25 protein-coding genes are annotated in these 26,558 nt (G+C 40.0%); 21 read left to right on the top strand and 4 right to left on the bottom strand.

The window, feature by feature from the left end; all coding sequences use genetic code 11:
• Window positions 1-4: 4 nt before the first annotated feature.
• The 3 genes from CVS89_RS08665 to CVS89_RS08655 are packed head-to-tail and all read right to left on the bottom strand — an operon-like array spanning window position 5 to window position 2,426.
• Window positions 5-1,720 carry a phosphoethanolamine transferase gene (locus CVS89_RS08665; protein WP_107847290.1) on the bottom strand — a complete coding sequence of 572 codons (1,716 nt, stop codon included), beginning with the start codon at window positions 1,718-1,720 and terminating at the stop codon, window positions 5-7.
• Window positions 1,721-1,728: 8 nt separating this feature from the next.
• Window positions 1,729-2,226 (bottom strand): thioredoxin-dependent thiol peroxidase, encoded by a 498-nt coding sequence (gene bcp, locus CVS89_RS08660; protein WP_103600260.1) that lies wholly within the window; start codon window positions 2,224-2,226, stop codon window positions 1,729-1,731.
• Entirely contained in the window at window positions 2,223-2,426 is a 204-nt protein-coding gene (locus CVS89_RS08655) for a tautomerase family protein (RefSeq protein ID WP_002939973.1), read from the bottom strand. The genes bcp and CVS89_RS08655 overlap by 4 nt, the downstream gene beginning before the upstream one ends.
• Window positions 2,427-2,540: 114 nt before the next feature.
• Between CVS89_RS08655 and CVS89_RS08650 the strand changes: the two genes are divergently transcribed.
• Complete coding sequence (locus CVS89_RS08650) at window positions 2,541-2,945, top strand: hypothetical protein (protein WP_103615196.1); 405 nt, start codon at window positions 2,541-2,543, stop codon at window positions 2,943-2,945.
• Here CVS89_RS08650 and CVS89_RS08645 read toward each other — a convergent pair.
• Entirely contained in the window at window positions 2,942-6,262 is a 3,321-nt protein-coding gene (locus CVS89_RS08645; protein ID WP_107847292.1) for a DUF748 domain-containing protein, read from the bottom strand. The two genes, CVS89_RS08650 and CVS89_RS08645, sit on opposite strands and share 4 nt — an antisense overlap.
• A gap of 175 nt (window positions 6,263-6,437) precedes the next feature.
• Here CVS89_RS08645 and CVS89_RS08640 point away from each other — a divergent pair, with 175 nt between their 5' ends.
• The 20 genes from CVS89_RS08640 to ccoO all read left to right on the top strand — a co-directional run bounded on the left by CVS89_RS08640 (window position 6,438) and on the right by ccoO (window position 26,552).
• Entirely contained in the window at window positions 6,438-7,970 is a 1,533-nt protein-coding gene (locus CVS89_RS08640) for an ABC transporter substrate-binding protein (RefSeq protein WP_107847294.1), read from the top strand.
• A 12-nt stretch (window positions 7,971-7,982) separates the two neighbouring features.
• Window positions 7,983-8,921 carry an ABC transporter permease gene (locus CVS89_RS08635; protein ID WP_103586333.1) on the top strand — a complete coding sequence of 313 codons (939 nt, stop codon included), beginning with the start codon at window positions 7,983-7,985 and terminating at the stop codon, window positions 8,919-8,921.
• Entirely contained in the window at window positions 8,918-9,718 is an 801-nt protein-coding gene (locus CVS89_RS08630) for an ABC transporter permease (RefSeq protein ID WP_107847297.1), read from the top strand. Before CVS89_RS08635 ends, CVS89_RS08630 begins: the two co-directional genes overlap by 4 nt.
• On the top strand, window positions 9,715-10,395 hold the full coding sequence (locus tag CVS89_RS08625) for an ATP-binding cassette domain-containing protein (RefSeq protein WP_103613263.1): 681 nt from the start codon (window positions 9,715-9,717) through the stop codon (window positions 10,393-10,395). Before CVS89_RS08630 ends, CVS89_RS08625 begins: the two co-directional genes overlap by 4 nt.
• Window positions 10,392-11,141 (top strand): ATP-binding cassette domain-containing protein, encoded by a 750-nt coding sequence (locus CVS89_RS08620; protein ID WP_107847299.1) that lies wholly within the window; start codon window positions 10,392-10,394, stop codon window positions 11,139-11,141. The genes CVS89_RS08625 and CVS89_RS08620 overlap by 4 nt, the downstream gene beginning before the upstream one ends.
• A gap of 26 nt (window positions 11,142-11,167) precedes the next feature.
• Window positions 11,168-12,244: an epoxyqueuosine reductase QueH gene (locus CVS89_RS08615; RefSeq protein WP_107847301.1), complete on the top strand. Its 1,077-nt coding sequence runs from the start codon at window positions 11,168-11,170 to the stop codon at window positions 12,242-12,244.
• 110 nt (window positions 12,245-12,354) lie between these two features.
• Window positions 12,355-12,801, top strand: a complete 447-nt coding sequence (gene fabZ / locus CVS89_RS08610; RefSeq protein ID WP_004317884.1) for a 3-hydroxyacyl-ACP dehydratase FabZ — start codon at window positions 12,355-12,357, stop codon at window positions 12,799-12,801.
• Between the two features lie 25 nt (window positions 12,802-12,826).
• On the top strand, window positions 12,827-13,615 hold the full coding sequence (gene lpxA / locus CVS89_RS08605) for an acyl-ACP--UDP-N-acetylglucosamine O-acyltransferase (RefSeq protein ID WP_103581117.1): 789 nt from the start codon (window positions 12,827-12,829) through the stop codon (window positions 13,613-13,615).
• Complete coding sequence (gene clpX, locus CVS89_RS08600; RefSeq protein ID WP_107847303.1) at window positions 13,615-14,847, top strand: ATP-dependent Clp protease ATP-binding subunit ClpX; 1,233 nt, start codon at window positions 13,615-13,617, stop codon at window positions 14,845-14,847. The genes lpxA and clpX overlap by 1 nt, the downstream gene beginning before the upstream one ends.
• 9 nt (window positions 14,848-14,856) lie before the next feature.
• The gene (locus CVS89_RS08595; RefSeq protein WP_103571742.1) at window positions 14,857-15,894 is read left to right on the top strand and encodes a rod shape-determining protein; all 1,038 of its coding nucleotides are present in this window, start codon (window positions 14,857-14,859) and stop codon (window positions 15,892-15,894) included.
• Complete coding sequence (gene mreC / locus CVS89_RS08590; protein ID WP_004317872.1) at window positions 15,884-16,639, top strand: rod shape-determining protein MreC; 756 nt, start codon at window positions 15,884-15,886, stop codon at window positions 16,637-16,639. The genes CVS89_RS08595 and mreC overlap by 11 nt, the downstream gene beginning before the upstream one ends.
• Complete coding sequence (carB, locus tag CVS89_RS08585) at window positions 16,639-19,902, top strand: carbamoyl-phosphate synthase large subunit (RefSeq protein WP_107847305.1); 3,264 nt, start codon at window positions 16,639-16,641, stop codon at window positions 19,900-19,902. Before mreC ends, carB begins: the two co-directional genes overlap by 1 nt.
• A 166-nt stretch (window positions 19,903-20,068) precedes the next feature.
• A complete protein-coding gene (locus CVS89_RS08580; RefSeq protein WP_107847307.1) occupies window positions 20,069-20,509 on the top strand; it encodes an isoleucyl-tRNA synthetase in 441 nt (146 codons plus the stop codon).
• A gap of 49 nt (window positions 20,510-20,558) precedes the next feature.
• Complete coding sequence (locus CVS89_RS08575; RefSeq protein ID WP_107847309.1) at window positions 20,559-21,110, top strand: DUF507 family protein; 552 nt, start codon at window positions 20,559-20,561, stop codon at window positions 21,108-21,110.
• Window positions 21,110-22,228, top strand: coding sequence for a glutamine-hydrolyzing carbamoyl-phosphate synthase small subunit (gene carA, locus CVS89_RS08570; RefSeq protein ID WP_103573814.1), 1,119 nt, complete (start codon window positions 21,110-21,112; stop codon window positions 22,226-22,228). Before CVS89_RS08575 ends, carA begins: the two co-directional genes overlap by 1 nt.
• Before the next feature lies 1 nt (window position 22,229).
• Window positions 22,230-22,895: a sulfite exporter TauE/SafE family protein gene (locus CVS89_RS08565; RefSeq protein ID WP_233091252.1), complete on the top strand. Its 666-nt coding sequence runs from the start codon at window positions 22,230-22,232 to the stop codon at window positions 22,893-22,895.
• Window positions 22,888-23,628 carry a sensor histidine kinase gene (locus CVS89_RS08560; RefSeq protein WP_103637482.1) on the top strand — a complete coding sequence of 247 codons (741 nt, stop codon included), beginning with the start codon at window positions 22,888-22,890 and terminating at the stop codon, window positions 23,626-23,628. Before CVS89_RS08565 ends, CVS89_RS08560 begins: the two co-directional genes overlap by 8 nt.
• Window positions 23,621-24,304, top strand: coding sequence for a response regulator transcription factor (locus tag CVS89_RS08555; RefSeq protein ID WP_012001191.1), 684 nt, complete (start codon window positions 23,621-23,623; stop codon window positions 24,302-24,304). The genes CVS89_RS08560 and CVS89_RS08555 overlap by 8 nt, the downstream gene beginning before the upstream one ends.
• A 92-nt stretch (window positions 24,305-24,396) precedes the next feature.
• The gene (gene ccoN / locus CVS89_RS08550; protein WP_021084787.1) at window positions 24,397-25,887 is read left to right on the top strand and encodes a cytochrome-c oxidase, cbb3-type subunit I; all 1,491 of its coding nucleotides are present in this window, start codon (window positions 24,397-24,399) and stop codon (window positions 25,885-25,887) included.
• Window positions 25,887-26,552: a cytochrome-c oxidase, cbb3-type subunit II gene (ccoO, locus tag CVS89_RS08545; RefSeq protein ID WP_107847311.1), complete on the top strand. Its 666-nt coding sequence runs from the start codon at window positions 25,887-25,889 to the stop codon at window positions 26,550-26,552. The genes ccoN and ccoO overlap by 1 nt, the downstream gene beginning before the upstream one ends.
• Window positions 26,553-26,558 lie beyond the last annotated feature (6 nt).

Below are 26,558 nucleotides of genomic sequence, written 5' to 3'. Positions count from 1 at the left end.
TCATTTACCATTGAGGCTTTACATTTTTGATATTTTCATAGTCAGTACCATTTACTAGGCGCTTTCTACTCGCATTAAATTCACCACTTATTAAGCTTCTTGATGCGTTATATTCAAGTGGTTTTGTGCCTACGATGTCAGCAAAAGTGTGAATGATGTCATCACTCATAAATTTATAATCTTTTGCCGCTTCAAGTTTTTGCCAAATTTGTGGATATTTTGCTTTAAATTTATCAGTTCCTATAAATATAAGCGGAATTTCTAAAACAAAGCGATTTATCATACCGTGACCTCTTATGCCATCTATCTCAAAAAGAGCCTCGCCATGGTCTGAAAGATAGACTATCAAAGCTTCATCATCCTTGAAAATTTTATAAATTTCATTTATCACGTAGTCATTATAAAGTACGCTATTTAGATACCAGGCAAAGCTCTCTTTTTGCCCAGGATTCATTTTGTTTTGTAGATCATTGGCTGTAAATTTTGCAAAATCTTTTGGATACCTTAGGTCGTATTTAAAGTGATTTCCCATTAGGTGAATGATATAAAAATTTGACTCTCCAAGGTTTTGTTTTATCTTTGAAATTTCAGGCAAAAGTATGCCATCTGTTTCTCTACCGGCATAATTTGTAGCTGATGCAAATTTTTGTGTAAAAAATGTGATATCACTTCTATCTGCAACGCTTTTTTGTGTTGTAGAGTATCCGCCTATATTGCTTTGATTACTTATCCATGCTGTTTTGTATCCTACTAGACTAAACATATCAACGATGTTTAAACTCTTGCTCCAAGGCTCTTTGCTTTCATAGTTTGAGAAATTCAAAACCTTTGAAAGAGAACCATTTGTATATGTGTCAGGGGCAGTAGTATCTGTATAGATTATGGCATTGCCACTTTGCTTTAATGCCATTAAATTTGGTGTAGTCGGCAAGCCAAATCCATAAACGCTCATCTCGTTTCTTTGTAAGCTTTCACCGATCACAAAGACTACATTTGCTACTTTTTGCTCAGCTTTTATGTTTTGATTTGCTGCTTTAGATACGTCGTAATCTTTTAAAATTTGTTTATTGCTAGCTAAAAAATTATCGTCTAAAAGATATTTTTTTAAAACAAAAGCATAATTTATCAGGATATGTTCTGAGAGCTTACTTATAGCTCTATCAGCTTTATTAGACGATATCCTCATTGCTGATTTTGTAAAGAATACAGCTGCAAAGGCTATATAAATTACCGAAAGGACAATGATAGTTTTTCGGCTAAATTCTTTTGTGCTAGATCTTTTATATCTTGTCATAGCGTAAAAGATGATACACAAAAGTATAGCAACTATTAGATATTTAGCTTCAAAAAATGTCTGGAAAAACTCACCGGCTTCATCTGGATTTGTGTGTAGCACACTATCTATTATTGCTATATTTATATCTGTTTTTAAACTTGTTAAAGTGAAAAAATTTATAAAACATAGAATAAAAATTATTAGCGCATAAACTAGATAAAGCCCTTTAAACAGTCCACGACTTAGCAAATAAAGAACGTGCGTAATAACTAAATTTAATAAAAATATAGTAGTTAAGCTTCTTGCCATATGCATAAGAGCTATACGGTCAGTTCCTTCAAAAAAGTAAATTTTATAGATATTTGCGATAAACATTACAAGCGTTGTAACCACAAATATATTTATAAATGGACTTTTTATGATGGTATTAAAAAATTTGGTCATTTTTTACCTTATTTTACTAGATCAGCTAGCACTTTTGCGGCGTGGTCTTTGGCTTTTACACTTTTATAAATTTTAACTATCTTGCCGTCTTTGCCGATCACAAAGGTGCTTCTGGCGATGCCAAGATACTCTTTGCCGTAGTTTTTCTTGACCTGCCAAACGCCATAAAGCTTTGAAATTTCTTTATCCTCGTCGCTTAAGAGGATGTGCTTTAAATTTTGCTTTGCGATAAAGCCCACATGCGACTTCACGCTATCTGGGCTAACGCCGATGATGACGGTGTCATTTTTGATAAACTGATCGTAGTTTGCGCTAAATTCGCAAGCCTCAGTCGTGCAGCCTGGAGTGTTGTCTTTTGGGTAGAAGTAAAGCACCACATTTTTGCCTACAAAGTCCTTTAGTGCGACCTTTACGCCGTCTTGATTTAGCGCTTCAAACTCTGGCGCTTTATCGCCAACTTCAAGCGTTATCTTTCTCTCAATATCTGCTTTGCTAAATTCGCTCATTTTATCCCCTTTCTCTTGTCCTCTACGCTCTCGCCACCTACGCCGATATTGCCAGCGTCGTGAGTTTCGATAAAGATCATAACCGCCTCTTTTTTCTTGCCAAGCACTCTTACAAGCGTCTCGGTTACCTCTTTAAAAACTTGATCTTTCTGCTCTTTTGTCGGCTCTGGGCCTGCTATTTTTATATTAACATAAGGCATTTTTGCTCCTTTTTTAAGATGCAAAATATTAGCCAAAATGAGTGAAATTTCAGATTAAAGCCGTTATTTAAGAATTTGGCATTAAAATAAGCAAACTTCTAAAAGGAGCAAAAAATGGACTATAATAGGCAAAATAAGGGCTTTGTTTGCTTTATGTATGGCTTTGGACGAAGCAGGGCGGTTTATGCAGTTTTGATGATACTAATGGCGCTTTTAGCTGGCCTTTTAACACTTACTTCAAGCGCTCAAGCTGACGTTTCAAATTTACAAATAGCCCTTGGCATCATACTTTGTGGCCTTTTGCTGATCCTTGTAAATCCTAAAATTTTCATCATCAAGCTAATTGGCTACTTAATCGCTTTAGCTGGCGTTATGATCGCTCTTCACAATGCAAATTTGCTCGGAGCTGATTTTAATTTATACTTTTACGCAAGCCTTATTTTTGGGGCATTTATGATGCTTATGCTTCTTAGCTGGTTTGTCTATAATGCAAGAAGCAGCGAAATAAATGAAATTTAGTTCGCCACTCCCATTAGCACGCTTGTGTAGGTGTTTTGCTTAGGCTCTGAGCTTGTTGCATCGTTTATATTTATGCGGCCAGCCTCAAGCCCAGCTTTTATAAGCGCCTCTTTTACCGCATTTGCACGCTCATTTGCAAGCTCTATTAGCTTTGCTTTATCGACCTCGATGCCCTTTAGCGCCTCTTCTCTTAAGGCTTTTTCGTTTCTATCTTTTAAATTTGGCACAAGCTCATTTAAAACTGCGATGTAGTCTTTGCCGCTTGAAGCGATGATTTGATTGATCTTTTGATCTAGTTTTTTGTTCTTATAAAAGCTCTCATCGAGTTTTGAGTATGTTGGCGTTATGCTAAGCTTCATCTTAGGTTTTGAGCCAGTTAGCTTTATAAAATCAGCTATCTTAGGCGCTTCTGAGCTTATAAGCTCGCTACTTCCTGCAAGAAAATCAATAGAGCTAAGATCTTTGCTGCCAAGTCCTAGGGCGTTGCCTAAAAATCTAAATGGAGCTAGCGTGATGTCAGCAAAGAGTTTTTTCACAGCTGCCCAGATGACGCCGCCATATTTAAAGTCAGGATCGTCTAAATTTCCCTCAACTGGCAGATCGATGTTTATTTGATTATTTTGATCGCTAAGTATCGAGATAGCAAGCGAAAGTGGTAAATTTACAGCATCTTTTGAATCAACCTTTTCTCCAAGTGTAAGTGAGTCAAAATTTATGAAATTTGAGCCATTTAGTTTTGAGTCGGCGACGCTGTAGTTTAGGTTTAAATTTAGCTTGCCTTTTTTGATCTTATAGCCCACAAACTGCCCACTATATGGCGTTATATCAGTTAGATCGATATCTTTAAAGTCAAGCTTTATGTCGGTATTTTGCTTTAGCTCAAATGGAAAGAGTTTTGCAGTGATCTGCGCAAAGCCATTTTTGCCAACCACGCCTTGAAACTCGCCTGAGCTTGGGCGCTTTTTATCGATGTCGGTGAGCTTGCCATTTAGCTTTGAGATCGTTGTGGCAAATGGCATAAATAGCGATGCGTCCGAGAAATCAACCTCGCCATTTTTTAAAGAGAAGTTTTTCACGCTAAATTTTAGCTCGTCATCTTTCTTGCTAGCTGCCTTTTTGCTCTCAGGTTTTGCCTCGGTTTTAGCCTTATTTTTATCCTCTTTTACGATCTGAGATAGGTTAAATTTACGCTCTTTGCTTAGATGAGCCTTGATAAATGGCGAATTTAAGCTCACTCCGCTTATGGCAAGGTCATTTTTGGCAAATGAAATTTTTTCAAGATCAAGGCTTTTAAAGGCGATTAGTTTTTCAGCTTTTTTGCCATTTAGCCTTATATCTTTGATGCTAACTTTTGCGTCTGCTTTGATATCTTTTGCGTAGTGAAGCTGGGCATCTGCGCTCATCTGACCGCTAGCTAGAGATGCTTCTAAAAATGGCTTTGCATAGGCAAAATACTTTGGCAAATTTGTATCATTTAGCTTGATTTTTGCACTCACATCAAGTGGCTCGATCTTTATCTTCGAATCAACATCCAAATTTAGCTTTTGTGAGCTTTTCATAGCCACTTTTGCATCAAATGACTTGCTAAAATCGCTACTTAAATTTACTACTTTTACAAAAAGATTATCAAATTTATGAGCGATCTTTTCGCCCTCAAAAAGGTGTGTCAAAGCGATGTCAGCGTTATTTACACTTATATTTTTTATATCAAATTTAAACTCATTTTCTTTGCTTTTTGAAGCACTTTTATTTTCAGCCTTTTTCTCTACTTTTTTAGTGTGTTTTGCCGCCTTTGTAGCTTTTGCGCTCTGTTCGCCAAATCCTAGCTCATTTACAGCGCTTAGCCCATTCTCACTTAGCTCTGAGCTAAATTTCGCTCTGTTTATGCTTATATTTTCAACCCCAAGAGCCATTTTTAAAAGATCAAAGCTTATGCTCTTTACCCCCACATCAGCGATGCTTGCTATATCTTTATTTTTTGCTTTAAGCTCTATGTTTTTTACATTTAGCTCATCAAGGCTCGCAAGGCTTTTGTTGCCATCTATTGTAAAGCTTGTATTTGTCACGCCAGCGCTTGCTACATTTGCATTTGCGCTTTTGCTAAGTGGCGCATTGATGCCATTAAGCGCTATTTTTTCAAGCGTTAGAGCGGTTTTGTTATTTGCTAAATTTAGATTTAAATTTGAAGCATTTATATCTTTTAAATTTGCTAAATTTCTATCTGCTTCATCTATTTTAAGAGCGTTTGCGCCTATGCTTTTTAGCTTAGCTGTAGCGTTTAGCTCGCTTTTTTCATTTAAATTTGCAAGAAGCGAGATGTCACTTAAATTTAGTGATTTTACGCTTGCGGTTATAGCATTTTTAAAAGAGATATCATTTAAATTTATGGCGCTTAAATTTAGAGCAGCCTCTGTTTTATCCGCTATCTTACTAACAAGATCAAATTTTGGAAGCTCAAGCTCGCCAAGGCTAAGCTCATTTGCGCCTTCATCTAAACTTAGTCCTTTTACATTTAAAAAGCCATCTTTTAAATTTATCCCAGTTGCGTTCTCATCAGCTTTTAAAGCGTAGTTTATCTTTAAGTTTATAATGGCATTTTTTAGATTTAACGTGTCATTATCGATAAAACTTATCGCAACTGGCTTTATACTAAAGTCTTTTATGCTGACGTTGCCCTCTATTTTTAGTGGATTTAGCTTGATATCGCCATTTAGATCGATCTTGTGTGCTAGGCTTGAGTTTGAGTCAAAGATGTGACTACCAGCGCTATTTTTCTTCGTATTTAGCGAGCTTAGTTCGTAGTTTATATCATCAAAGCTTACATTAAATGGCTTTGTTAAATTTTGATCGCTATATGAAAATGAGCCTTTGATGATTTTTGCGTTATTTAGCGCGAAATTTACCGAGCTAGTGCTGTTATCTTCGCTAGTTGCGTTATCATCGCTTATAAAATTGCTAAAATTAAAATTTGCTTTTTTATCTCTTGCGATCTTTACTTTTGGCTCATCTAGCCTAAAAATGTCTATCTCAACTAGCTTTTTAAAGATAGAAAATGGCTTTAGCTTAAGGTCGATCTGCTTTGTGCTAAAAAGCGGAGAAGTGGTGTTTAGCTCGGCATTTGTAGCGTTTAGCTCGAAGGTAAATGGGTTAAATTTAGCATCACTTACAAAAAGCGTTGCGTTGTAGTCTTTTAGGTATTTTGGCGCGATATTTTTGATAGCATAAGGCAGACCAAAAAAGCCAAGAAGCGTGTAAATAAGCAAAAGTGAGGCTACGCAGATGCCGGTGATTAGGGCTATTTTTTTCTTTTTATCCATTGTGAAATTTACCTTTTTGTTAGCTAAAATGAGCCTTGATTTTACTTTAAAAAAGGTTAAAAGTTAGTTAGAAATTGCAAATCTTCTATACATTAAATTTACACTTATCTTAATAATACTTTTATGCATTTCGTATTACTATTCGTCAAATATTTTTTAAACAAAGGAGCGAGTGATGAAGAGATTTTTGGCTTTATTGTTTTTGTTGTTTTCTGCCTTTGCTTATGCAAATGAAAATGCCGTTGTGGTCGCTATTGAGGAGCAAACACCTCGTATAAATCCACTCTACGACGAGGATCACGATCCTACGCTTTCGCTGGTTTTTTCTGGACTTACTAGCCACGATGAAAATAGCCACGTCGTGCCTGAGCTTGCCAAATCTTGGCAGGTGAGCGATGACGGGCTGGAGTATATTTTTGAGCTAAGAGATGATGCTTTTTGGCATGACGGGGTGAAATTTAGCGCAAAGGACGTTAAATTTACCATCGAAGCGGCTCAAGATAAGAAGCTAAACGCGCCTGCTATCTCAAACTACGAGGTGGTAAAAAGCGTTGAAATTTTGGGTGATTATAAAGTTAAGATCACGCTAAAAGAGCCTTTTCCGCCGTTTCTTGACGCACTTAGCTTTGGCGTTTTGCCTGAGCACATTTTAAAGGGCAAAGATATCGCAACTGATAAATTTAATGACGCACCTATTGGCACTGGCGCATATAAGCTTGTAAAATGGAAAAAAGATGAGAGCTTGGAATTTGCGGCAAATGATAAATTCTATAAAGGTGAGCCAAAGATAAAAAAGGTATTTTTTAAAATCGTCGGCGATGAAAATTTAAGACTTGTGGGTCTTAAAAGCGGTGAGATCGACGTTGCGCTCATCTCTCCAACTGGTGTAAATTTCATAAAAGATGATAAAAAATTAAGCTTGCTTAAATTTAAAAGTGCAGACTACAGAGCGCTAATGTTTAACTTTAATGATCCTATCTTTCAAGATAAAAATGTAAGGATCGCCCTAAACTACGCGGTCAATAAAGATGAGATAGTTAAAAAACTATTTCACGGATATGCAAGCGTAGCGAACAATCCGATAGAAAAAAGCTTTGCAAATGATGAGGAGTTTAAATTTAGCTACGATCCGCAAAAGGCTAGGGAGCTGCTTGAAAAAAGCGGCTTTAAGAAAAACAAGGCTGGCTTTTTTGAGAAGGACGGCAAGGAGCTTGGTTTTGACATATACGCCTTTAATAACGACATCTTAAGGGTCAATCTAGCTAAAATTTTAAGCAGCGAGTTTGAGAAATTTGGCGTAAGAGCCAAAGCCTATGCAAAGCCAAAAACAGCCTTTAGTATAAGCAAGGTAGATAGCTTTGTGATCGGCTGGGGAAGCCCGTTTGATCCAGACTTTCACACATATAGAATTTTTGGCGGATTTGCCGACATCGATGTCAATGAAAATGGCTGGAACTTTAGCCACTACAAGGACGCAAACGTCGATCTTGCCTTAAAAAACGCGAGATATACAAAGGACGTGGAGCTTAGGAAAAAATACTACAAAGAATTTCTAAAAGCGCTTTTTGAAAATCCACCTTACATTTTTATAGCCTATCTTGACTATCCGCTCGTTTTTAACAACAAAATTTCAGGCATAAAGACGCAAATTTTAGGCCACCATGGGGCTGGATTTTTATGGAACATAAGAGAGTGGCAAGTAAAATAGTGGATAAAAACTTTGTTTAGAGCCATTTTAAAAACAGCGATCTCAAGCCTTGGGTTGCTGTTTTTTATCTCATTTTTTCTATTTTTGCTCATATATTTTTTGCCAGGCAATGTCACTGACGCGATGTTTTTGCGAAGTGAGGCGGTGAGCGTGGCTGTAAAAGAGCAAATTTTAGAAAATTTGGGGCTAAAAGATGGCTTTTTTGTGCAGTATTTTAGGTGGCTGGCTCACTTTGTCACTGGGGACTTTGGCACTAGCTTTGTAAGTGGAGCAAGCGTTTTTTTACTCATTAAAGAGAGACTTTTAAACTCGCTTATTTTGTTTTTTGCCTCATTTTTTCTGATAGTTTTTTTGTCATTTTTCTTGGGGCTTTTAAGCGCCATTTATAAAAATAAATTTGCCGATATTTTTATAAACTTTAGCTCCTTTTTACTGGCTTCACTGCCGCATTTTTACGTAGCACTCGTGCTAATAGCGATCTTTAGCGTCTATCTAAACGTGCTGCCAAGCTCTGGCGCAAACGAGCTAGGCTCTAGCGGGGTGGGGGCTAAATTTATCATCTTACCAACGCTTGCCATCATCTTGCCACACCTTGGCGCAAACGTAAAATTTGTAAGAGACACGCTAAATCAAAGCCTAAACGCTGATTTTATCCAGACAGCTCACGCTAGAGGCTTGGGGCGGGGCAAAATTTATCTCTTTGCCATAAAGCACGCAAGCACCGACATAGTCTATTATTTCGCAACCCTTGTAGCTGGCGTTTTTGCTGGCTCATACGTCATTGAGAGCATTTTTTCATTTCCAGGCATAGGCAAGCTAAGCCTTGATGCAGTCATCGCCAAAGACTATCCAGTCGCACTTGCGACCATTTTGCTAACGGCTGTTTTTGTTGTTTTTGCAAATTTACTGGCTAAAATTTTCGCTATCTTGGCAGATAAGAGAAATTTATGAGAAAAGTCATATTTTTCTTAGCCTGTTTTGTCTTTTTGGCACTTGTCACATTTGCCTTTGTGACGCCATTTTTTTCTAAATTTGAGCCAAATTTCACTGACTTTATGGCGGTAAATTTAGCCCCAAGTAGCGAGCATATCTTTGGCACTGATATCCTTGGTAGGGACAATCTCATAAGAGTGGCCTACGCGCTTAAAAACTCGCTTCTTATCTTGCTTTTAGCTGGCTTTTTAACGACGCTTTTCTCGCTCATCTACGCATATTTTGGTACGAGTAAGAGCAGAGTTTGCGAGAGCCTTTTTGATAAGGGGCTTGATGCCTTTTTAAGCATACCAAACATCGTTTTTATAATGCTTTTTAGCTCATTTAGTAGCGGAGATCTTTTGATAACATCTTTTATCATCGCCATTTGCTCCTTTATGCAGGGCGCAAAAGTTTTTATGCAAAATTTAAGACTTAATAAAAAGTGCGACTACGCCGAGCAGGCCGTGATAAATGGAGCTAGTAAATTTAGCCTCATATGCTTTGAAATTTTGCCAAATTTAAAGCATCTTGTAGTTAGCATCTTTGGCATAAATGCGATAAATGCTGTCGTCATGGAGGCCACGCTTGGCTTTTTTGGCGTGGGTAGCGACGCAAATAAAATAAGCCTTGGCATCATGCTAAATGAGAGCAAAGAGGCGCTTTTTCTGGGCTCTTGGTGGATGGTGCTTTTCCCTGGCGTGACGCTCTTTTTGCTCATCCTTGCAACCTCGATCATCACGTCAAATTCAAAAAATGGCAATATAAAAATATGATAGAGATTAAAAATTTAAACGTTTTTTATAAGGATAAGAAGCTTTTGCGAGAGCTTGATTTTGCCATGGGCGAGGGTAAATTTATAGGTATCACGGGTGCAAGTGGCAGTGGCAAATCGCTCTTTGCAAAGAGTTTAATAAGGCTTTTTGATGATGATTTTAGAGTGAGGGCGGATAAATTTAGCATTTATAAAAAAGATATCTTAAAACTTAGCCAAAATGAGCTAAAAGAGCACCGAAAAAAGGTCGCTGCGCTCGTTTTTCAAAACTCAGTTGCCAGCCTTCATCCGCTCTTAAACGTGGGCGATCACTTTAACGCCTATCTTGGCGGCGATAATAAATCAAATAAAGAGCTTGCATTTGCTTATTTTAGGGAGTTTGGGCTGGGTAATGCAAATCTCATCTGGCACAAATACTCATACGAGCTAAGCGGCGGCGAGGCGAGCCGTGTGCAGATCGCTCTTGCGCTTTGCTTGAAGCCAAAAATTTTAATCTGCGACGAGATAACAAGCGGGCTTGATAGCATTAGCGGTAGCCACGTGGCGGGCATCTTGGAGAGTTTAAAGGGCAAGATGAGCGTCATTTTTATCTCGCACGATGAGGCGCTGACAAGCTATCTTAGTGATGAGATTTGGCAGATGAGAGATGGGCGGCTAAATTTAAAGGAAAATGCGTGAAAATCAGGCTTGAAAATGTATCAAAAAGTTTAAGCTTTAAGGAGCATTTTAACGCTAGAGCTGAAGTGCTGCACCTTTTAGAGGGGATAAATTACGAGCTTGATGATGGCGAAAATTTAGCCATTTTGGGGCAAAGTGGCAGTGGCAAAAGCACGCTTGCAAAGCTCATATCATTTAGCGAGCCAAAAAGTGGGGGCAAAATTTATATAAATAATGAAGAGATCACGGACAAAAATGAGCTAAAAAAAGATATCAGATATATCTTGCAAAACCAAAAACAAGCCCTAAATCCAGCGCTAAAAGTAAAAACAGCTATCGCTCATGTGAGGTCATATCTTAAGCTTAGCTTTAGCGAAAATGAGCTCAAAGAGCTTCTAGCAAATCTAAATTTAAAAGATGAAATTTTAGAAAAATATCCGTCACAGCTAAGCGGCGGCGAGGCGACAAGGGTCGGGATACTGCTAGCGCTTCTTTCAAAACCAAAAATCCTAATCTGCGACGAGATAACAAGCGGGCTTGACAACGAGACGAAGCAAAAGATCATAAATTTGCTTTTAAGCTTAGATGAAAAGATCAGCATTATTTTTATCACGCATGATATTTTAAGTGCGATGAAGATAGCGCAAAAGGTGCTAATAATAGAGGCTGGCAAGCAAGTGGCGTGGGGTAAATTTGAAGATCTTACAAGCCAAAATGTCCTTAAAAAATACCTTGATGCAGCTAAATTTTATGATGATAAACTTTGATATAATGCAAGCAAAAAAGGTCAAATTTGCTAGTTCATATCTGCTGCTCGGTCGATAGCCACTACTTTTTACAGCGCCTACGAAAAGATCATCCAAATGAGCGAATAGTAGGCTATTTTTACGATCCAAACATACATCCATATAGTGAGTTTTTACTGCGTTTTGAGGACGTGAAGCGAAGCTGTGAGAAGCTTGGCATCAAGCTTTTGTGTGGCGAATACGACTATGAAGCGTGGCTTGGCGGCACAAAGGGACTTGAAGATGAGCCAGAAAAGGGCAAAAGGTGCGAATACTGCTTTGATTTTCGTATGAAAGACTCCGCTAAAAAGGCGCTTGAGCTGGGACTTAGTAAGATCACGACGACACTTTTAATGAGCCCAAAAAAGGACTTTTCTCAGCTTAAAAAGGCGCTTGATGAGGCGGTAGCTGGCTCAAATTTAGAGGCGGTCGCGGTTGATTATAGAAAAAATGGCGGCACGAGCGAGCAGTTTATCCTTGCTAAAAAAGACAAACTCTATCACCAAAATTATTGCGGCTGCGTCTTTGCGCTAAAAAAACAGCGCGACTCGCAAAATTTGCCTCAAAGTGAGCTAATGAGCGAGCTACACGCAAGGGCGCTTTATGGTAGCATTGAGGCAAGGCTTGAGCTTTACAAAAAGGTGCGTGAGTGCGAGGCGAGAGGGGAGAAATTTCACCTTTTTAGAAGGCGATTTTTAAACTACAGACTTTTGCGCGCTAGTGTTAAATTTCAAAATGCTGTGATGCCAAGCTACTTTGTGCTCTACTCTGGCTTTAAAAGAGAGAGCTTAAAGCTAAATGTGGAGCGCGACTGCGAGATCGATGATGAGCTAAAAGAGGGTGCGATATTTATGAGCATAGAGCGCTTTAATAAATTTACAAATAGCAAATTTAAAAGCGTTGATGAGCTTTGTAAAAGGCCGCTTGAGCTTGGCGCTGAGATGAAATTTCGCCGTGATATAAGCGGGGAGTTTTCGCAAAATCCTATCATCATCTTAGACGAGGTCAAAAAGGGCAGCTACGAAATTTACGCAAAGGCTGTTTTTTACAACGACAGTGAAGAAATTTTGGTTTTAGAGGGCTAAATTTAGACCTATTAAGGCTAAATTTCAGAGATTGTAAAAGAGGCTAATAATTTTTTTCTTAGTATAAATTTGTTACAATCTGCGAAAATTTACATTACTAAGGCTAAAACGTGATAGACGTCGTAGAAATTCAAAAAATTCTCCCACATAGATTTCCTTTTTTGCTTATCGATAGAGTTGTCGAGCTAGAGCCTGCAAAAAACATCGTCGCTTATAAAAATGTAACCATTGGCGAGCCGATATTTCAGGGGCACTTTCCAGGTCACCCGATCTATCCTGGCGTGATGATCATTGAAGGCATGGCGCAAGCTGGTGGCGTGCTAGCGTTTAAGAGTATGAGCGACGAGCATCAAGCTGGCATCGAGAACAAAGTGGTCTATTTTATGAGCATAGACGGAGCGAAATTTCGCCATCCGGTCCGCCCAGGAGATAGGCTAGAGTATAGATTAAATGTATTAAAACACAAAGGCAATATCTGGGTGCTTGAGGGCAAAGCATACGTCGATGATGTGCTATGCGCCGAGGCTGAACTTAAAGCGATGATAGTCGATAAATAGGCTTTTGCTTAAAAAAAGAGAGACAATGAAAAATATCCACCAAACAGCAGTTATAGAAGATGGAGCGATCATTGGAGATGACGCAAATATCGAGGCTTACGCATTTGTAAGTAAAGATGCGGTCCTTGGCAACAACGTCACGATAAAACAAGGCGCAAGGGTGCTTGGCAAGACGAGGATCGGCGATAACTCTCGTGTATTTAGCTACGCGATCGTGGGCGACATCCCGCAAGATATCAGCTATAAAGATGAGGTCGATACTGGCGTCATCATCGGTGAGCACGCAACTATACGTGAGTTTTGTACGATAAACTCAGGCACGCACAAGGGCGATGGCATAACAAGGATCGGCGATAACGCCTTTATCATGGCATATTCTCACATCGCACACGACTGCATAATAGGCAGCAACGTCATTTTGGCAAATAACGCAACTCTAGCAGGCCACGTCGAGCTTGGCGACTACGCTGTTGTGGGCGGTCTTACGCCTATTCACCAGTTTGTTAGAGTGGGTGAGAGCTGCATGGTCGCAGGGGCTAGTGCGCTCAGCCAAGATGTAGTGCCATTTTGCCTAGCTGAGGGCAACAGGGCTTATATAAGAAGCTTAAATTTAGTTGGCATTAGGCGTAGATTTGACAAAGAGCAGGTTGAAGAGCTTGTTCGCGCTTATAAATTTTTGTTTAATCAAGGCGTTAGCCTAAAAGATCAAGCAAACGAGCTGATCGCAAAAACCAGTGACGAAAATGTTAAAAAAATGTGTAAATTTATATTAGAAACGACAAGAGGAATTCCGCTTGCAAAAGGAAGAGATTAATGGCTAGAAAGTGTAATTTTTGTGGCGAGGCTGAGTCTGCTGAGAGAAGATTATTAGCAGATATCGAAGGAAACGCCTATATATGCGAGTACTGTATAGCAGCAGCATACGATATGATACATGGTGATACGAGTGTAGAAGAGAGCAAAAACGAAGAGGTGATAGAGTATCAAAAGCTCACTCCAAAGGAGCTAAAAGCGGTACTTGATAACTACGTGATTGGTCAAGATAGGGCTAAAAAGGTCTTTAGCGTCGGCGTATATAACCACTATAAGAGAATTTTTAAACAAAGCGACATCAAAGACGACACTGAAATTTCAAAGTCAAACATCTTGCTTGTTGGTCCAACTGGAAGCGGCAAGACGTTGATGGCTCAGACTTTGGCGAGATTTCTTGATGTGCCTATCGCGATTTGCGATGCGACAAGCCTAACTGAGGCTGGATATGTCGGCGAGGACGTTGAAAATATCCTTACAAGGCTCTTGCAAGCTGCAAATGGCGACGTGAAAAAGGCGGAGCAGGGCATTGTATTTGTCGATGAGATCGATAAGATCGCTAGAATGAGCGAAAATAGAAGCATCACAAGAGATGTCTCAGGTGAGGGCGTGCAGCAAGCGCTTTTAAAGATCATCGAAGGTAGCGTCGTAAATATCCCACCAAAAGGCGGCAGAAAGCATCCAAACCAAGACTTCATCCAGATAGATACGACAAATATCTTATTTGTTTGCGGCGGTGCATTTGATGGACTTCTTGATATTATCGAGCGCAGAGTTGGCAAAAACGTACTTGGATTTAACCAAGAAAAACGTGGTAAAAACGAAAAAGAAAATTTACTAAGCCTGCTTGAGCCAGACGATCTTGTAAAATATGGCCTCATCCCAGAGCTAATCGGCAGACTTCACGTGGTGGCTACATTAAATGAGATAACAAAAGAGGATATGGTTAAAATTTTGACCGAGCCAAAAAATGCGATATTAAAACAATATCAAAAACTTTGTGCGATCGACGGCGCTACGCTTAAATTTGATGATGAGGCGCTTGAAGAGATAGCGAGCCTTGCTATCGAGCGAAAGACTGGAGCAAGAGGGCTTAGAAGCATAATGGAAGAGCTCATGACAGATATAATGTATGATCTGCCAGAGCTAAAAGACTACGATATCGTGATCTCAAAAGAGACGGTAAAAGATGGTGCAAAGCCAATTTTAATAAAACACGACAAGAAAATAGCGTAAAGGAAATAGATGTTTTTAGATCAGGTTATAGGTTTCTTCTCAAGTGATATGGGTATAGATTTAGGTACGGCAAACACTTTGGTTTTGGTAAAAGATAAGGGAATAATCATAAATGAACCATCAGTTGTTGCGGTAAGACGTGAGAAATATGGAAAACAAAAAATTTTAGCAGTCGGCCACGCTGCAAAAGAGATGGTGGGAAAAACTCCTGGCGACATCGAGGCGATAAGACCGATGAGAGATGGCGTTATCGCAGATTTTGATATGACAGAGAGAATGATACGCTATTTTATAGAAAAGACGCATAAGAGAAAAAGTTTTTTGCGTCCAAGGATCATCATCTCGGTTCCTTACGGACTTACTCAGGTTGAGAGAAAGGCTGTTAGAGAGAGCGCACTAAGTGCTGGTGCAAGAGAGGTATTTTTGATAGAAGAGCCTATGGCAGCGGCGATCGGTGCAAATTTACCAGTTCGCGAGCCACAAGGCAACCTTGTAGTTGATATCGGCGGTGGTACGACTGAGATCGGTGTCGTCTCACTTGGCGGTCTGGTAATATCAAAATCTATCCGCACAGCTGGTGATAAGATAGATAGCAGCATAGTTAATTACATAAAAGAAAAATACAACTTACTAATAGGCGAGAGAACAGGCGAGGAGATAAAGATCGCTGTGGGCTCTGCTGTGCAGCTTGAAAAAGAGCTAAGCGTAGTGGTAAAAGGACGCGATCAAGTGAGCGGTCTTTTAAGCAGGGTTGAGCTAACGAGCGAGGATGTGAGAGAGGCGATGAGAGAGCCGTTAAAAGAGATCGCAGATGCGCTAAAAACCGTGCTTGAGATGATGCCGCCTGATCTTGCTGGCGATATCGTCGAGACTGGTATCGTGCTAACTGGCGGTGGAGCGCTTATTAGAGGGCTTGATAAGTTCTTATCTGATATCGTTAAGCTTCCAGTATTTGTAGCTGACGAGCCGCTTCTTGCTGTTGCTAGAGGCACAGGCAAGGCACTTCAAGAGATCGGACTTTTACAACAGCTAACAAATGAAGAGTAAGATTGTTCTTTTTGTTTTTATAGCGTTGCTCGCTGGCGCCTCGATGTTTAAGGGCGAAATTTTAAGCAACATCTCTATCAAATTTAGCAACTACGCTATAAATTCATACGACAATTTTGCCAAAAGCGTGAAAGATTATATAAATGAATATTTTAGGCAGGCTAGCGAGATAGAAAAACTAAGAGCACAAAACAAAGAGCTAGAGCGCTCAGCCACGCTTCTATCTACTTTTGCAAACGAGTTAAATCAAATTTTAAAAGATAAAAACTCAACTGCCTACGCCCCAGCCGTAAAGCTAGTAAAAGGGCTTAGTTACGTGCATATCGGGGATTATAATAAAATTTGGATAAGCGAGTTTGAAGGATACGACCCAAATAAAATTTACGGGCTCATCTATCAAGGAAGCAGCGCCGGCATCGTCATCGCAAAAGATGGCAAGCCTCTAGCTTACTTGCAAAATGACCCAAAAAGTATATTTGCAGTCTATATAGGAAACGACAAAATTCCAGGCGTCGCGCATGGAAATCAAGGCCAAATAATGGTGAAATTTATCCCACAATGGCTCAGCCCAAAAGAGGGCGACGAGGTCTTTACGAGCGGGCTTGACGGGATATTTTTTAGTGGGGTGCCAGTAGGGCGCGTGAGTAAAATTTTAAAAGAGAGCTCCTATCAAAGCGTGATAGTTGAGCCCTATGCAAAGCTAAACATACCAAACTACCTATACGTTGTAACAAAGGAAAAATGATGCCAAAAAGAACAGATATAAATACCATTTTGCTAATCGGCTCAGGCCCTATCGTCATCGGTCAAGCCTGCGAATTTGACTACTCAGGCACGCAAGCAGCCAAGACGCTAAAAGAGCTTGGATACCGCGTAGTGCTCATAAACTCAAACCCAGCCACCATCATGACTGACCCAAATTTCGCCGACGCAACGTATATAGAGCCGATCACAAAAGATAGCATTTTAAGGATCATCGAAAAAGAAAATATTGACGCCATCTTGCCAACGATGGGCGGTCAAGTGGCGCTAAATGCCGCTATGGAGGTCTTTGAGAGCGGTCTTTTAAAGGATGTCAAATTTCTTGGTGCAAACCCAGAAGCGATAAAAAAGGGCGAAGATAGGCAAATTTTTAAAGCGACCATGCAAAAGATCGGCATGGACCTGCCTGAGAGTAGATATGCTTATAACATGGACGACGCGCTCAATGCGGCAAACGAGATAGGCTTTCCACTCATCATAAGAGCTAGCTACACGCTTGGTGGCGCAGGAAGCGGTGTGGCTTACAATATGGACGAATTTAAAGAGCTAGCCAACACCGGCCTTGACGCAAGCCCGATACATGAAATTTTGATAGAAGAGAGCTTGCTTGGCTGGAAAGAGTACGAGATGGAGGTCATCAGAGATAGAAACGACAACTGCATCATCGTCTGCTCGATCGAGAATTTCGACCCAATGGGCGTGCATACGGGCGATAGCATCACGGTCGCACCAGCTTTAACGCTCACAGACAAAGAGTATCAGGCTATGCGTGACGCTAGTTTTGCCATACTTCGCGAAATAGGCGTTGATACGGGCGGCAGCAACGTGCAGTTTGCCATAGACCCAAAAACTGGCCGTATGATCGTTATCGAGATGAACCCACGCGTTAGCCGAAGCTCAGCACTTGCTAGTAAAGCTACTGGCTACCCGATCGCAAAGGTCGCGACACTGCTTGCGGTTGGTTTTAGCCTAGATGAGATCAAAAACGACATCACTGGCACGCCTGCTAGCTTTGAGCCGGTGATCGACTACATCGTGACAAAGATCCCACGCTTTACATTTGAGAAATTTCCAGGATCAAACCCATATCTAGGCACTGCGATGAAGTCAGTTGGCGAGGTCATGGCTATTGGCAGGACATTTAAAGAGAGCATCCAAAAGGCGCTTTGTAGCCTAGAGCGTGATCTTTGCGGATTTAACAGCCTTAGCTTAGAGAAAAACGCTTTGATTTATGGTATCAGAAATGCAAATGAGAGAAGAATTTTATATCTAGCGCAAGCCTTTAGAGATGGATTTAGCGTGGCTGAGGTGCATGAGTTTAGCAAGATCGATCCTTGGTTTTTGGAGCAAATTTATGAGATAGTTAAATTTGAAGATAAGATAGACATGGATATCTTAAACAACGAAGAGCTACTGCGAGAGGCCAAAAGCATGGGCTTTTCAGACAAGATGATAGCTGTGCTTATAAATGAAAAAGACGATCTTGAGCTTAGTCAAAATGATATCTATTTTGCTAGGCAGAAGCTTGGCATCGAGCTTGAGTACAACGAGGTCGATACTTGCGCGGGCGAATTTAAGGCGCTAACGCCATATCTTTACTCAACTACAAATATTACTAAATTTCCTAAAAAAGAGCCTGTAAAAGAAGCTAAAAAGGTGATGATAATAGGCGGCGGTCCAAACAGGATCGGCCAGGGCATAGAGTTTGACTACTGCTGCGTGCATGCAAGCTACGCTCTAAGAGACCTTGGCGTAAAAACGATAATGTATAACTGCAACCCAGAAACCGTCTCAACCGACTACGACACGAGCGATATTTTGTACTTTGAGCCGATCGATTTTGAACACGTTAGATCAGTCATCGAGCGTGAAAAACCAGACGGCGTGATCGTGCATTTTGGCGGTCAAACTCCGCTTAAATTTGCAAAACGCCTAAGCGTGATCGGCGCTAAGATCATCGGCACAACCGCAAGAGTGATCGACGTGGCCGAAGATAGAAAGAAATTTAGCGAATTTATAAATAAAATAGGCGTCCTTCAGCCTAAAAATGACACCGCTACTAGCCTAGAAGAAGCCTTGCAAAAGGCCGCTACTATCGGCTACCCAGTGCTTGTTCGCCCAAGCTACGTCCTAGGTGGTAGGGCGATGAGAAGGGTGCATAACGAGAGCGAGCTAAAAGAGTATATGAGCGAGGCAGTAAAGGTTAGCAATCACTCGCCAGTGCTACTTGATAAATTTTTACAAGATGCAAAAGAGCTCGACGTGGATGCGATATGTGACGGCAAAGAGGTCTATATAGGTGCGATAATGGAGCACATCGAGGAGGCTGGAATTCACTCTGGCGACTCAGCTTGCATATTGCCACCAATGAGCTTAAGTGCAGAAATGATAAAAAAAGTGGAGAGGCAAACTAGAGATATCGCGCTAAATTTAGGCGTTGTTGGTCTTATGAATATCCAGTTTGCTATCTATGAAAACGAGCTTTATATGATCGAGGTAAATCCTCGCGCAAGCAGGACTGTGCCGTTTGTGAGCAAGGCTACTGGCGTGCCTATGGCAAAGGTGGCTACAAGAGTTATGTGGCAGGGAAATTTACGTGAGGCGCTTAAATTTTATGATGATTATAAGGTTGTTTATGAAGATGGCGATATCTTAAAACCTCGCGTAAGTTCGCATGTTTGCGTAAAAGAGTGCGTGCTGCCGTTTAACAAGCTAAGTGGAGCTGATCTCATCCTTGGCCCTGAGATGAAGAGCACGGGCGAGGTCATGGGTATCAGCCACGACTTTGCAAGCTCATTTGCAAAGAGCCAGATCGCTGCTAGCAACACTTTGCCAAGCAAGGGCAGGGTATTTTTAACGCTAGCTGACGCTGATAAATCTTACGCGCCTGATCTTGCAAAAGAGCTAATAGCACTTGGTTTTAGCATCGTCGCAACTGGCGGTACGCATAAAATTTTAAGCGAAGCTGGCGTGGAGGCTGAGTTTGTCTATAAGATAAGCGAGGGCAGACCAAACGTCGAAGATAGGCTAAAAAATGGCGACATAGCACTTGTTATAAACACAAGCGATACTAAATCAAGCGTGGATGATGGCAAAAAGATCCGCCAAAATGTGCTTAGATTTAAGATCCCATACTTCACAACTATCCGTGCAGCACTCGCAGCTGCTAAGTCACTAAGCACAGTTCAAACTGGCAAAGCACTTGAAGTAAAAAGCTTACAAGAGTATCTAAGCGAGAAACAATAAATTTAGTGGCAGTTTAGAGATATTTAAGCTGCCATCATACATTAAAAAATATTTAATACTTTTAAGCTTTTATTTAAATTTTAGTAGCATTATATTTACGTAGTATTACCATATATGTAATAATAAAGCTAAAATTTAATATAATCCCACGAAAAAAGGAGAGCTTATGAAAATTTTTAATGCATTTTTTACTGGCATTATATTTGTTCTCGCTCCTATTTTTACGCTATTTGTCGGAATTTACAACAACTACTTTTCACACTACGGCATAAACGAGTATTTCAATGTGATTTTTGTGGATAATGTGCCTTTTTTGTGGCTTTTACCTGTGTTTTTTATATTTGGATATTGTTTCTTTTACGCGCCATTTAGAAAAATTTTTAGAGCCTTTTATCTGCTTTTGCTCGTGCTTTGCGCACTCAGTTGGTATCCTGATTTTGGACGAAGCTTGGGCGAGGCTTATTTTATGAGTAAGCCACTTGAGATAGATCTATCTTCAAATTTACAAAACGAGCAAAAAACAAGCGGCAAAGTCCTTTATGACGGACGAAGAGAAATTTATTTTCTAAGAAGTGACAATGATAAAGTCGTTAAAATTTCAAAGTAAAGTTTTACCTTTATTTAGTTACAATGGCATAAAAATTTAAAGGTTTAAAATGCGTATAAAACTTCCACACGTCCCTTATGTCTCACATAAAATAGCAATAGATCTTTTAAACTGTGGTTTTGTAAAGTTAAACAAAGGTATCGAGCCAATCGTAGCAAAAGCAAGTGAAATTTTAAATACTGATGTTCAAAAAGAAAGAGCGCTGGACGAGCGAGTAAATGAGCTTTTAGAGAAAAACGAGGACGAGATGCAAACTATGCAAATCGACCGCAAAAATATGTTTTGGCTCGTTAAAAAGAAACTTGCTGGCGAATTTGACGTCATTTTAACTCATGAAGATAGATTTAGCAATGTCGCTCACAAGATACTCGAAGCTATCTGGAAGAGCGATTTGGTCGAGTATAACGTATCAGAAAACCGCGTAAAAAATGTCATTTATAGCTCGATAGATGAGTATCTAAAAAGTTATGAGAAGATAGAAGATAGCGTCTATGAGATGATGCAAAACTACAAACGCAAACTTATCCCAGGAACTGATGAATACGACCTGATTTTTGAGCGTTTATACCAAGATGAGCTTAAAAAAAGAGGAATGCTTTAATGAAAGCTTATATTTACATTGAAAACGGCGTTTTTTTAGAGGCAAAGGCCTTTGGTGCTCACGGCGAGTGTGCAGGCGAGCTCGTTTTTAATACCTCTATGACTGGCTATGAGGAGATCATGAGCGATCCAAGCTATGCTGGTCAGTTTATCGTCTTTACTATGCCAGAGATCGGCATCGTTGGCATAAACGAAGATGATATGGAGAGCCTTAGAATTCACGCAAGTGGCGTAATAATGAGAAGCTACAACGAGACTCCGTCAAACTACCGCTCGCAAAAGTCTTTAGGCAAATTTTTCGAAGAGCAGGGCAAATTTGGCGTTTATGACGTTGATACTAGATATCTAACAAAGATGCTACGTGATGAGGGCGCTTTGATGGCATACATCTCAACGCAGATAAGCGACAAAGATGAGCTAAAACGCAGGCTTGAAAGTAGCGGACGTATAGAAAATATAAACTATGTAAAAACAGTCAGTGCAATGGACGAGTACGAGCATAAAAAAGGCGCTTGGGATAGAAATTTAAAATCATATAAACCGCTAAAAAGTATCGGCAAAAAGATAGCTGTTTTTGACTTTGGAGTAAAGAGAAATATCCTAAATGAGCTATGCGAAACTGGCCTTGAGGTCATCGTGGTACCACACGATACGAAGGCTGAGGTTTTGATAGAAAAATTTAAAAATGGCGAGATAAACGGGGTATTTTTATCAAATGGTCCAGGCGAGCCAAAGAATTTAAAGGCTGAAATAGCTGAGATCAAAAAAATGATAGAGGCTAGGATTCCTATATTTGGCATCTGCCTTGGACACCAGCTGCTTTCAAATGCCTTTGGATACGAGACATATAAACTTAAATTTGGTCAGCATGGAGCAAACCATCCAGTCTTAAATTTAGAGACAAAAGCGATCGAGATAACAACACAAAATCACAACTACAACGTGCCAGAGAGCATCGCTGAAGTAGCGGTTGTGACACATAGAAATTTGTTTGACAACACGATCGAGGGTGTGAGATACAAAGACTATCCGATCTTCTCGGTGCAACATCACCCAGAAGCAAGCAGCGGTCCTAATGAGAGCAAATATATATTTAAGCAGTTTTTAGAAATTTTATAATATGCAAAACATAAGCCTTTACATGATTATCTCAGTTGCGATTTTGAGCAGCTTTAGTCATTGTGTCGGCATGTGTAGCGGTTTTTTGAGCTTGCAAGCTCTATTTTTTAAAGGTAAAAGCAAGAGTGAAATTTTAATGCTAAGCGCGCTTTATAACCTAGCTAGAATTTTTGCTTATGTGGCTTTGGGAGCTTTGTTTGGCGTTTTTGGAGCAGCTATTAGTTTTGGTATGCAAGCAAGGGGCGTGATATTTTTCATAGTTGGCTTAGTGATCGCATTTATTGGCATCGCACTGCTTTTTAGGGGCGAGCTTTTAAAATTTGTAGAGAGCGAAAAAGCACTTAAATTTATAGTAAAAATGGCAAAAACAAGCGTGCAAAAGAGAAATTTGACAAATTTCTTACTGCTTGGCTTTTTAAATGGTCTTTTGCCTTGTGGCGTGGTCTATTATTTCTTAGCGCTTGGAATTTTAAGCGCAAATGTGTCTGACGCATCTTTAATAATGCTTATCTTTGGGCTTTGCACCTTACCAGCGATGTTGCTAGCTAGTTTTGTTTTTGGCTTACTAAGAGAGAAATTTAAAGAGATCATGTTTAAGCTCTCAGCTTGCATAATGATCTTAAACGGACTTTATCTATCATTTTTAGGATATAGAGCAAATGCCTAGTTTAAATTTAGATGAAAATTTTCTATCAAGTAGCGATGGCATGAGGATTGCTAAGCTTGCGATGATGGGCGAGATGATGGCAAATATAACTCACCAGTGGAAGCAGCCGCTAAATGAGCTAAGTTTAGTTTTATATAAGATGAAAAAGCTAGCACGCAGCGAAGATGGCGAATTTATCGGCTCTTATGAGAGGGCTATGCAGATCATAAAGTATATGTCAGAAACTACTGATGAGTTTAGCTCGTTTTTAAATCCAAACACACTTTCTCAAGAATTTAGCCTAGCAGACGCAGCTAGAGCATCGATACAGATCGTAAAAGGTGTGATGAAAAAAGAGGGCATTCATATAGAGCTTGAGGTGCTAGGGGACTCTAAAATTTATGGTCATAAAAACAGGCTCATGCAAGTCATCATAAATTTACTAAATAACGCAAAAGACGCACTAAATTTACAAAAGATAGAAGAAAAAAATATAAAAATAAAGATTGATAGCGATGAAAAATTTGCTTACCTAAGCGTAGAAGATAACGGTGGTGGCATAGATAAAAATGTGATAGATGAGATTTTTAAGCCATATTTTACTACCAAAGAAGATGCCAAAGGCACTGGCTTAGGACTATATATGTCAAAGCAAATAATCGATCAATTTAACGCAGAAATAACAGCGGGCAACAGCGATAATGGAGCCTGTTTTTTAATAAAGTTACCACACAAAGGAGAGATAGATGAATAAAATTTTAAAGAACCTAACGGTTTTGCTTGTCGAAGACGATAGCGACAGCAAAAAGATCATGCACGATGTGCTAAGTGACAATTTTGAAAAAGTTTTTACTGCTCAAAATGGTGATGAAGGTTTGAAAAAATTTAAAAAATACAACCCAAATATGGTAATTACAGATGTATTTATGCCAATTAGTGATGGACTTGATATGACAAGATATATCAAGGAAATTTCTAAAGACACACCTGTCATCGTCCTAAGTGCGCATAGCGAAAAGGAGACTTTATTAAAGGCTATCGATGTTGGCGTTGATAAGTATCTCATAAAACCTATCATGGCAGATGATCTTTTAAAAACGATAGAAAATGTCGCAAAAAGCAAGATAGAAACTGCAAACATCATCCAAGTTGCAAACGGATATAGCTTTAACAAAATTAAGCGCGTACTTATCAGAGACGGTGTTGAAATTTCACTTACTAAAAAAGAGCTTGCATTTATCTCACTTTTGATAAAAAGACTTGGTACGCTCGTGCTTCATGATGAGATTAAAAGCGTCGTTTGGGTTGGCGAGAGCGTTACAGAAGCAGCTATTAGAACCTTTGTTAAGCGCGTTAGAGACAAAGTTGGCAACAATTTTATAAAAAATGTCCCAGGACTTGGTTACAAAATAGACAGAAGACTTTCCTAGTTAATGAGAATTTATATTAATTAAGTTTTTTTATAGTCCTTATACTCTAAAATAACGAATCATTAATATAAATTTAACTAGGAGGATATTTTATGCGACCATCTCAGCTACTACACTATGATTATAGTGTAGCAAAGCTATTTATGTTTGCCACGATACTCTTTGGTATCATAGGCATGGTTGTTGGCGTAGTTATAGCTTTTCAAATGGCCTGTCCAGAGCTTAACTACATAGCCGGCGAATATTCGGCGTTTGGGAGGTTGCGTCCTCTTCATACTAATGGCATCATTTTTGGCTTCATGCTCTCAGGCATCTTTGCCACTTGGTACTACATCGGACAGCGTGTTTTAAAGGTCTCGATGAGCGAGTCGCCATTTTTGATGTTTATCGGCAAGCTTCACTTTTGGCTATATATGCTTGTTATGGTTTTGGCTGTTGTTACGCTTTTTATGGGCGAGAGCACAGCGAAAGAGTACGCTGAGCTTGAGTGGCCACTAGATATCGCAGTGGTCGTTGTTTGGGTGCTTTGGGGCGTTAGTATATTTGGCCTCATCGGTATCCGCCGCGAAAAGACGCTTTATATCTCAGTTTGGTACTACATCGCTACATTTTTAGGCGTTGCGATGCTATATCTCTTTAATAATATGGAGGTTCCAACAAGACTTGTTAGCGGATATGGCTCATGGTTACACTCTGTCTCTATGTACGCTGGCTCAAACGACGCTTTGGTTCAGTGGTGGTACGGCCACAACGCAGTTGCATTCGTCTTTACAGTGGCTATCATCGCTCAAATTTATTATTTCTTGCCAAAAGAGAGCGGTCAGCCGATATTTTCATATAAATTATCATTATTTTCATTTTGGGGTTTGATGTTTATTTACCTTTGGGCTGGCGGACACCACCTAATATACTCTGCTACGCCTGATTGGATGCAGACTATGGGCTCAGTCTTTTCTATCGTTTTGATCCTGCCTTCATGGGGTTCAGCGATAAATATCCTTCTTACGATGAAGGGCGAGTGGGCGCAGCTTAGAGAGAGTCCGCTTATTAAATTTATGGTCCTAGCTTCGACATTTTATATGTTCTCAACACTTGAAGGACCGATACTTTCTATCAAGTCAGTAAACGCCCTAGCGCACTTTACCGACTGGGTACCAGGACACGTTCACGACGGCGCGCTTGGCTGGGTTGGCTTTATGATCATGGCGGCACTTTATCATATGACACCGCGCGTGTTTAAGCGTGAAATTTACTCAAAGTCGCTAATGGAAGCTCAGTTCTGGATACAAACAACAGGTATCGTTTTATACTTCGCGTCTATGTGGATCGCTGGTATCACACAAGGTATGATGTGGAGAGCGACTGATAGCTATGGAAATTTACTCTACTCGTTCATAGACACGGTAGTTGTGCTTATCCCATACTACTATATAAGGGCTATTGGCGGACTTCTTTATCTAGTTGGCTTCTTGATGTTTGCTTATAATATCTACAAATCAACTTCTGCTAAAGCTATCTTAGCAGAGCCAAAAAGCGCTTCGCCAATGGGTGGCGGGGCAAAAGCTAGCGCGGAGGTGATGTGATGTTTGCTTGGTTAGAAAAAAATCCATTCTTTTTTGCGGTTTGTGTATTTGTCGTTATCGCTTACGCTGGCATAGTTGAAATTTTGCCAGACTTTGCAAACAGAGCTAGACCGCTTGAGGGCACAAAGCCTTACACCGTCTTAGAGTTAGCTGGCAAAAACATCTATATGCAAAATGGCTGCAACACTTGCCACTCTCAAATGATCCGTCCATTTAAAGCAGAGACCGATAGATACGGTATGTACTCGCTAAGTGGCGAGTTTGCATACGATCGCCCGCACCTTTGGGGCTCAAAAAGAACAGGACCAGATCTTATGCGTGTGGGTAACTATAGAACGACTGACTGGCATGAAAATCACATGCTAAATCCAGCCTCAGTAGTGCCAGGCTCGATCATGCCAGCATATCCATTTTTATTTAAGAAAAATGCTGATATAGAGACTGCTTACGCTGAAGCGCTAACGGTTAAAAAGGTCTTTAACACGCCTTATGACGAAAAAGATATGCCAGCACTTGGCACGCTAGAGCAGACAAATGCTAACGTCAAGGCTGAGGCTGCAGCTATCATCGAAAATATGAAAGATGAGCAGGTAAAAAGTGCTTTTGCAAAAGGTGAAATTCGCCAGATCGTAGCACTGATTGCTTATCTAAATAGCCTAAAGTAGGAGCGT

The organism is Campylobacter concisus (genome assembly GCF_003048615.2).
GTDB classification, from domain to species: domain Bacteria; phylum Campylobacterota; class Campylobacteria; order Campylobacterales; family Campylobacteraceae; genus Campylobacter_A; species Campylobacter_A concisus_C.
Note: the sequence above shows the minus strand (reverse complement) of the source record. Positions and strands in the feature narration are given on the sequence as shown.

Coding starts and splice junctions, on each gene's coding strand:
- CVS89_RS08665 (WP_107847290.1), bottom strand. CDS start 1,720: ATGACCAAATTTTTTAATACCATCATAAAAAGTCCATTTATAAATATA.
- bcp (WP_103600260.1), bottom strand. CDS start 2,226: ATGAGCGAATTTAGCAAAGCAGATATTGAGAGAAAGATAACGCTTGAA.
- CVS89_RS08655 (WP_002939973.1), bottom strand. CDS start 2,426: ATGCCTTATGTTAATATAAAAATAGCAGGCCCAGAGCCGACAAAAGAG.
- CVS89_RS08650 (WP_103615196.1), top strand. CDS start 2,541: ATGGACTATAATAGGCAAAATAAGGGCTTTGTTTGCTTTATGTATGGC.
- CVS89_RS08645 (WP_107847292.1), bottom strand. CDS start 6,262: ATGGATAAAAAGAAAAAAATAGCCCTAATCACCGGCATCTGCGTAGCC.
- CVS89_RS08640 (WP_107847294.1), top strand. CDS start 6,438: ATGAAGAGATTTTTGGCTTTATTGTTTTTGTTGTTTTCTGCCTTTGCT.
- CVS89_RS08630 (WP_107847297.1), top strand. CDS start 8,918: ATGAGAAAAGTCATATTTTTCTTAGCCTGTTTTGTCTTTTTGGCACTT.
- CVS89_RS08625 (WP_103613263.1), top strand. CDS start 9,715: ATGATAGAGATTAAAAATTTAAACGTTTTTTATAAGGATAAGAAGCTT.
- lpxA (WP_103581117.1), top strand. CDS start 12,827: ATGAAAAATATCCACCAAACAGCAGTTATAGAAGATGGAGCGATCATT.
- clpX (WP_107847303.1), top strand. CDS start 13,615: ATGGCTAGAAAGTGTAATTTTTGTGGCGAGGCTGAGTCTGCTGAGAGA.
- CVS89_RS08595 (WP_103571742.1), top strand. CDS start 14,857: ATGTTTTTAGATCAGGTTATAGGTTTCTTCTCAAGTGATATGGGTATA.
- mreC (WP_004317872.1), top strand. CDS start 15,884: ATGAAGAGTAAGATTGTTCTTTTTGTTTTTATAGCGTTGCTCGCTGGC.
- carB (WP_107847305.1), top strand. CDS start 16,639: ATGCCAAAAAGAACAGATATAAATACCATTTTGCTAATCGGCTCAGGC.
- CVS89_RS08580 (WP_107847307.1), top strand. CDS start 20,069: ATGAAAATTTTTAATGCATTTTTTACTGGCATTATATTTGTTCTCGCT.
- CVS89_RS08575 (WP_107847309.1), top strand. CDS start 20,559: ATGCGTATAAAACTTCCACACGTCCCTTATGTCTCACATAAAATAGCA.
- carA (WP_103573814.1), top strand. CDS start 21,110: ATGAAAGCTTATATTTACATTGAAAACGGCGTTTTTTTAGAGGCAAAG.
- CVS89_RS08565 (WP_233091252.1), top strand. CDS start 22,230: ATGCAAAACATAAGCCTTTACATGATTATCTCAGTTGCGATTTTGAGC.
- CVS89_RS08560 (WP_103637482.1), top strand. CDS start 22,888: ATGCCTAGTTTAAATTTAGATGAAAATTTTCTATCAAGTAGCGATGGC.
- CVS89_RS08555 (WP_012001191.1), top strand. CDS start 23,621: ATGAATAAAATTTTAAAGAACCTAACGGTTTTGCTTGTCGAAGACGAT.
- ccoN (WP_021084787.1), top strand. CDS start 24,397: ATGCGACCATCTCAGCTACTACACTATGATTATAGTGTAGCAAAGCTA.
- ccoO (WP_107847311.1), top strand. CDS start 25,887: ATGTTTGCTTGGTTAGAAAAAAATCCATTCTTTTTTGCGGTTTGTGTA.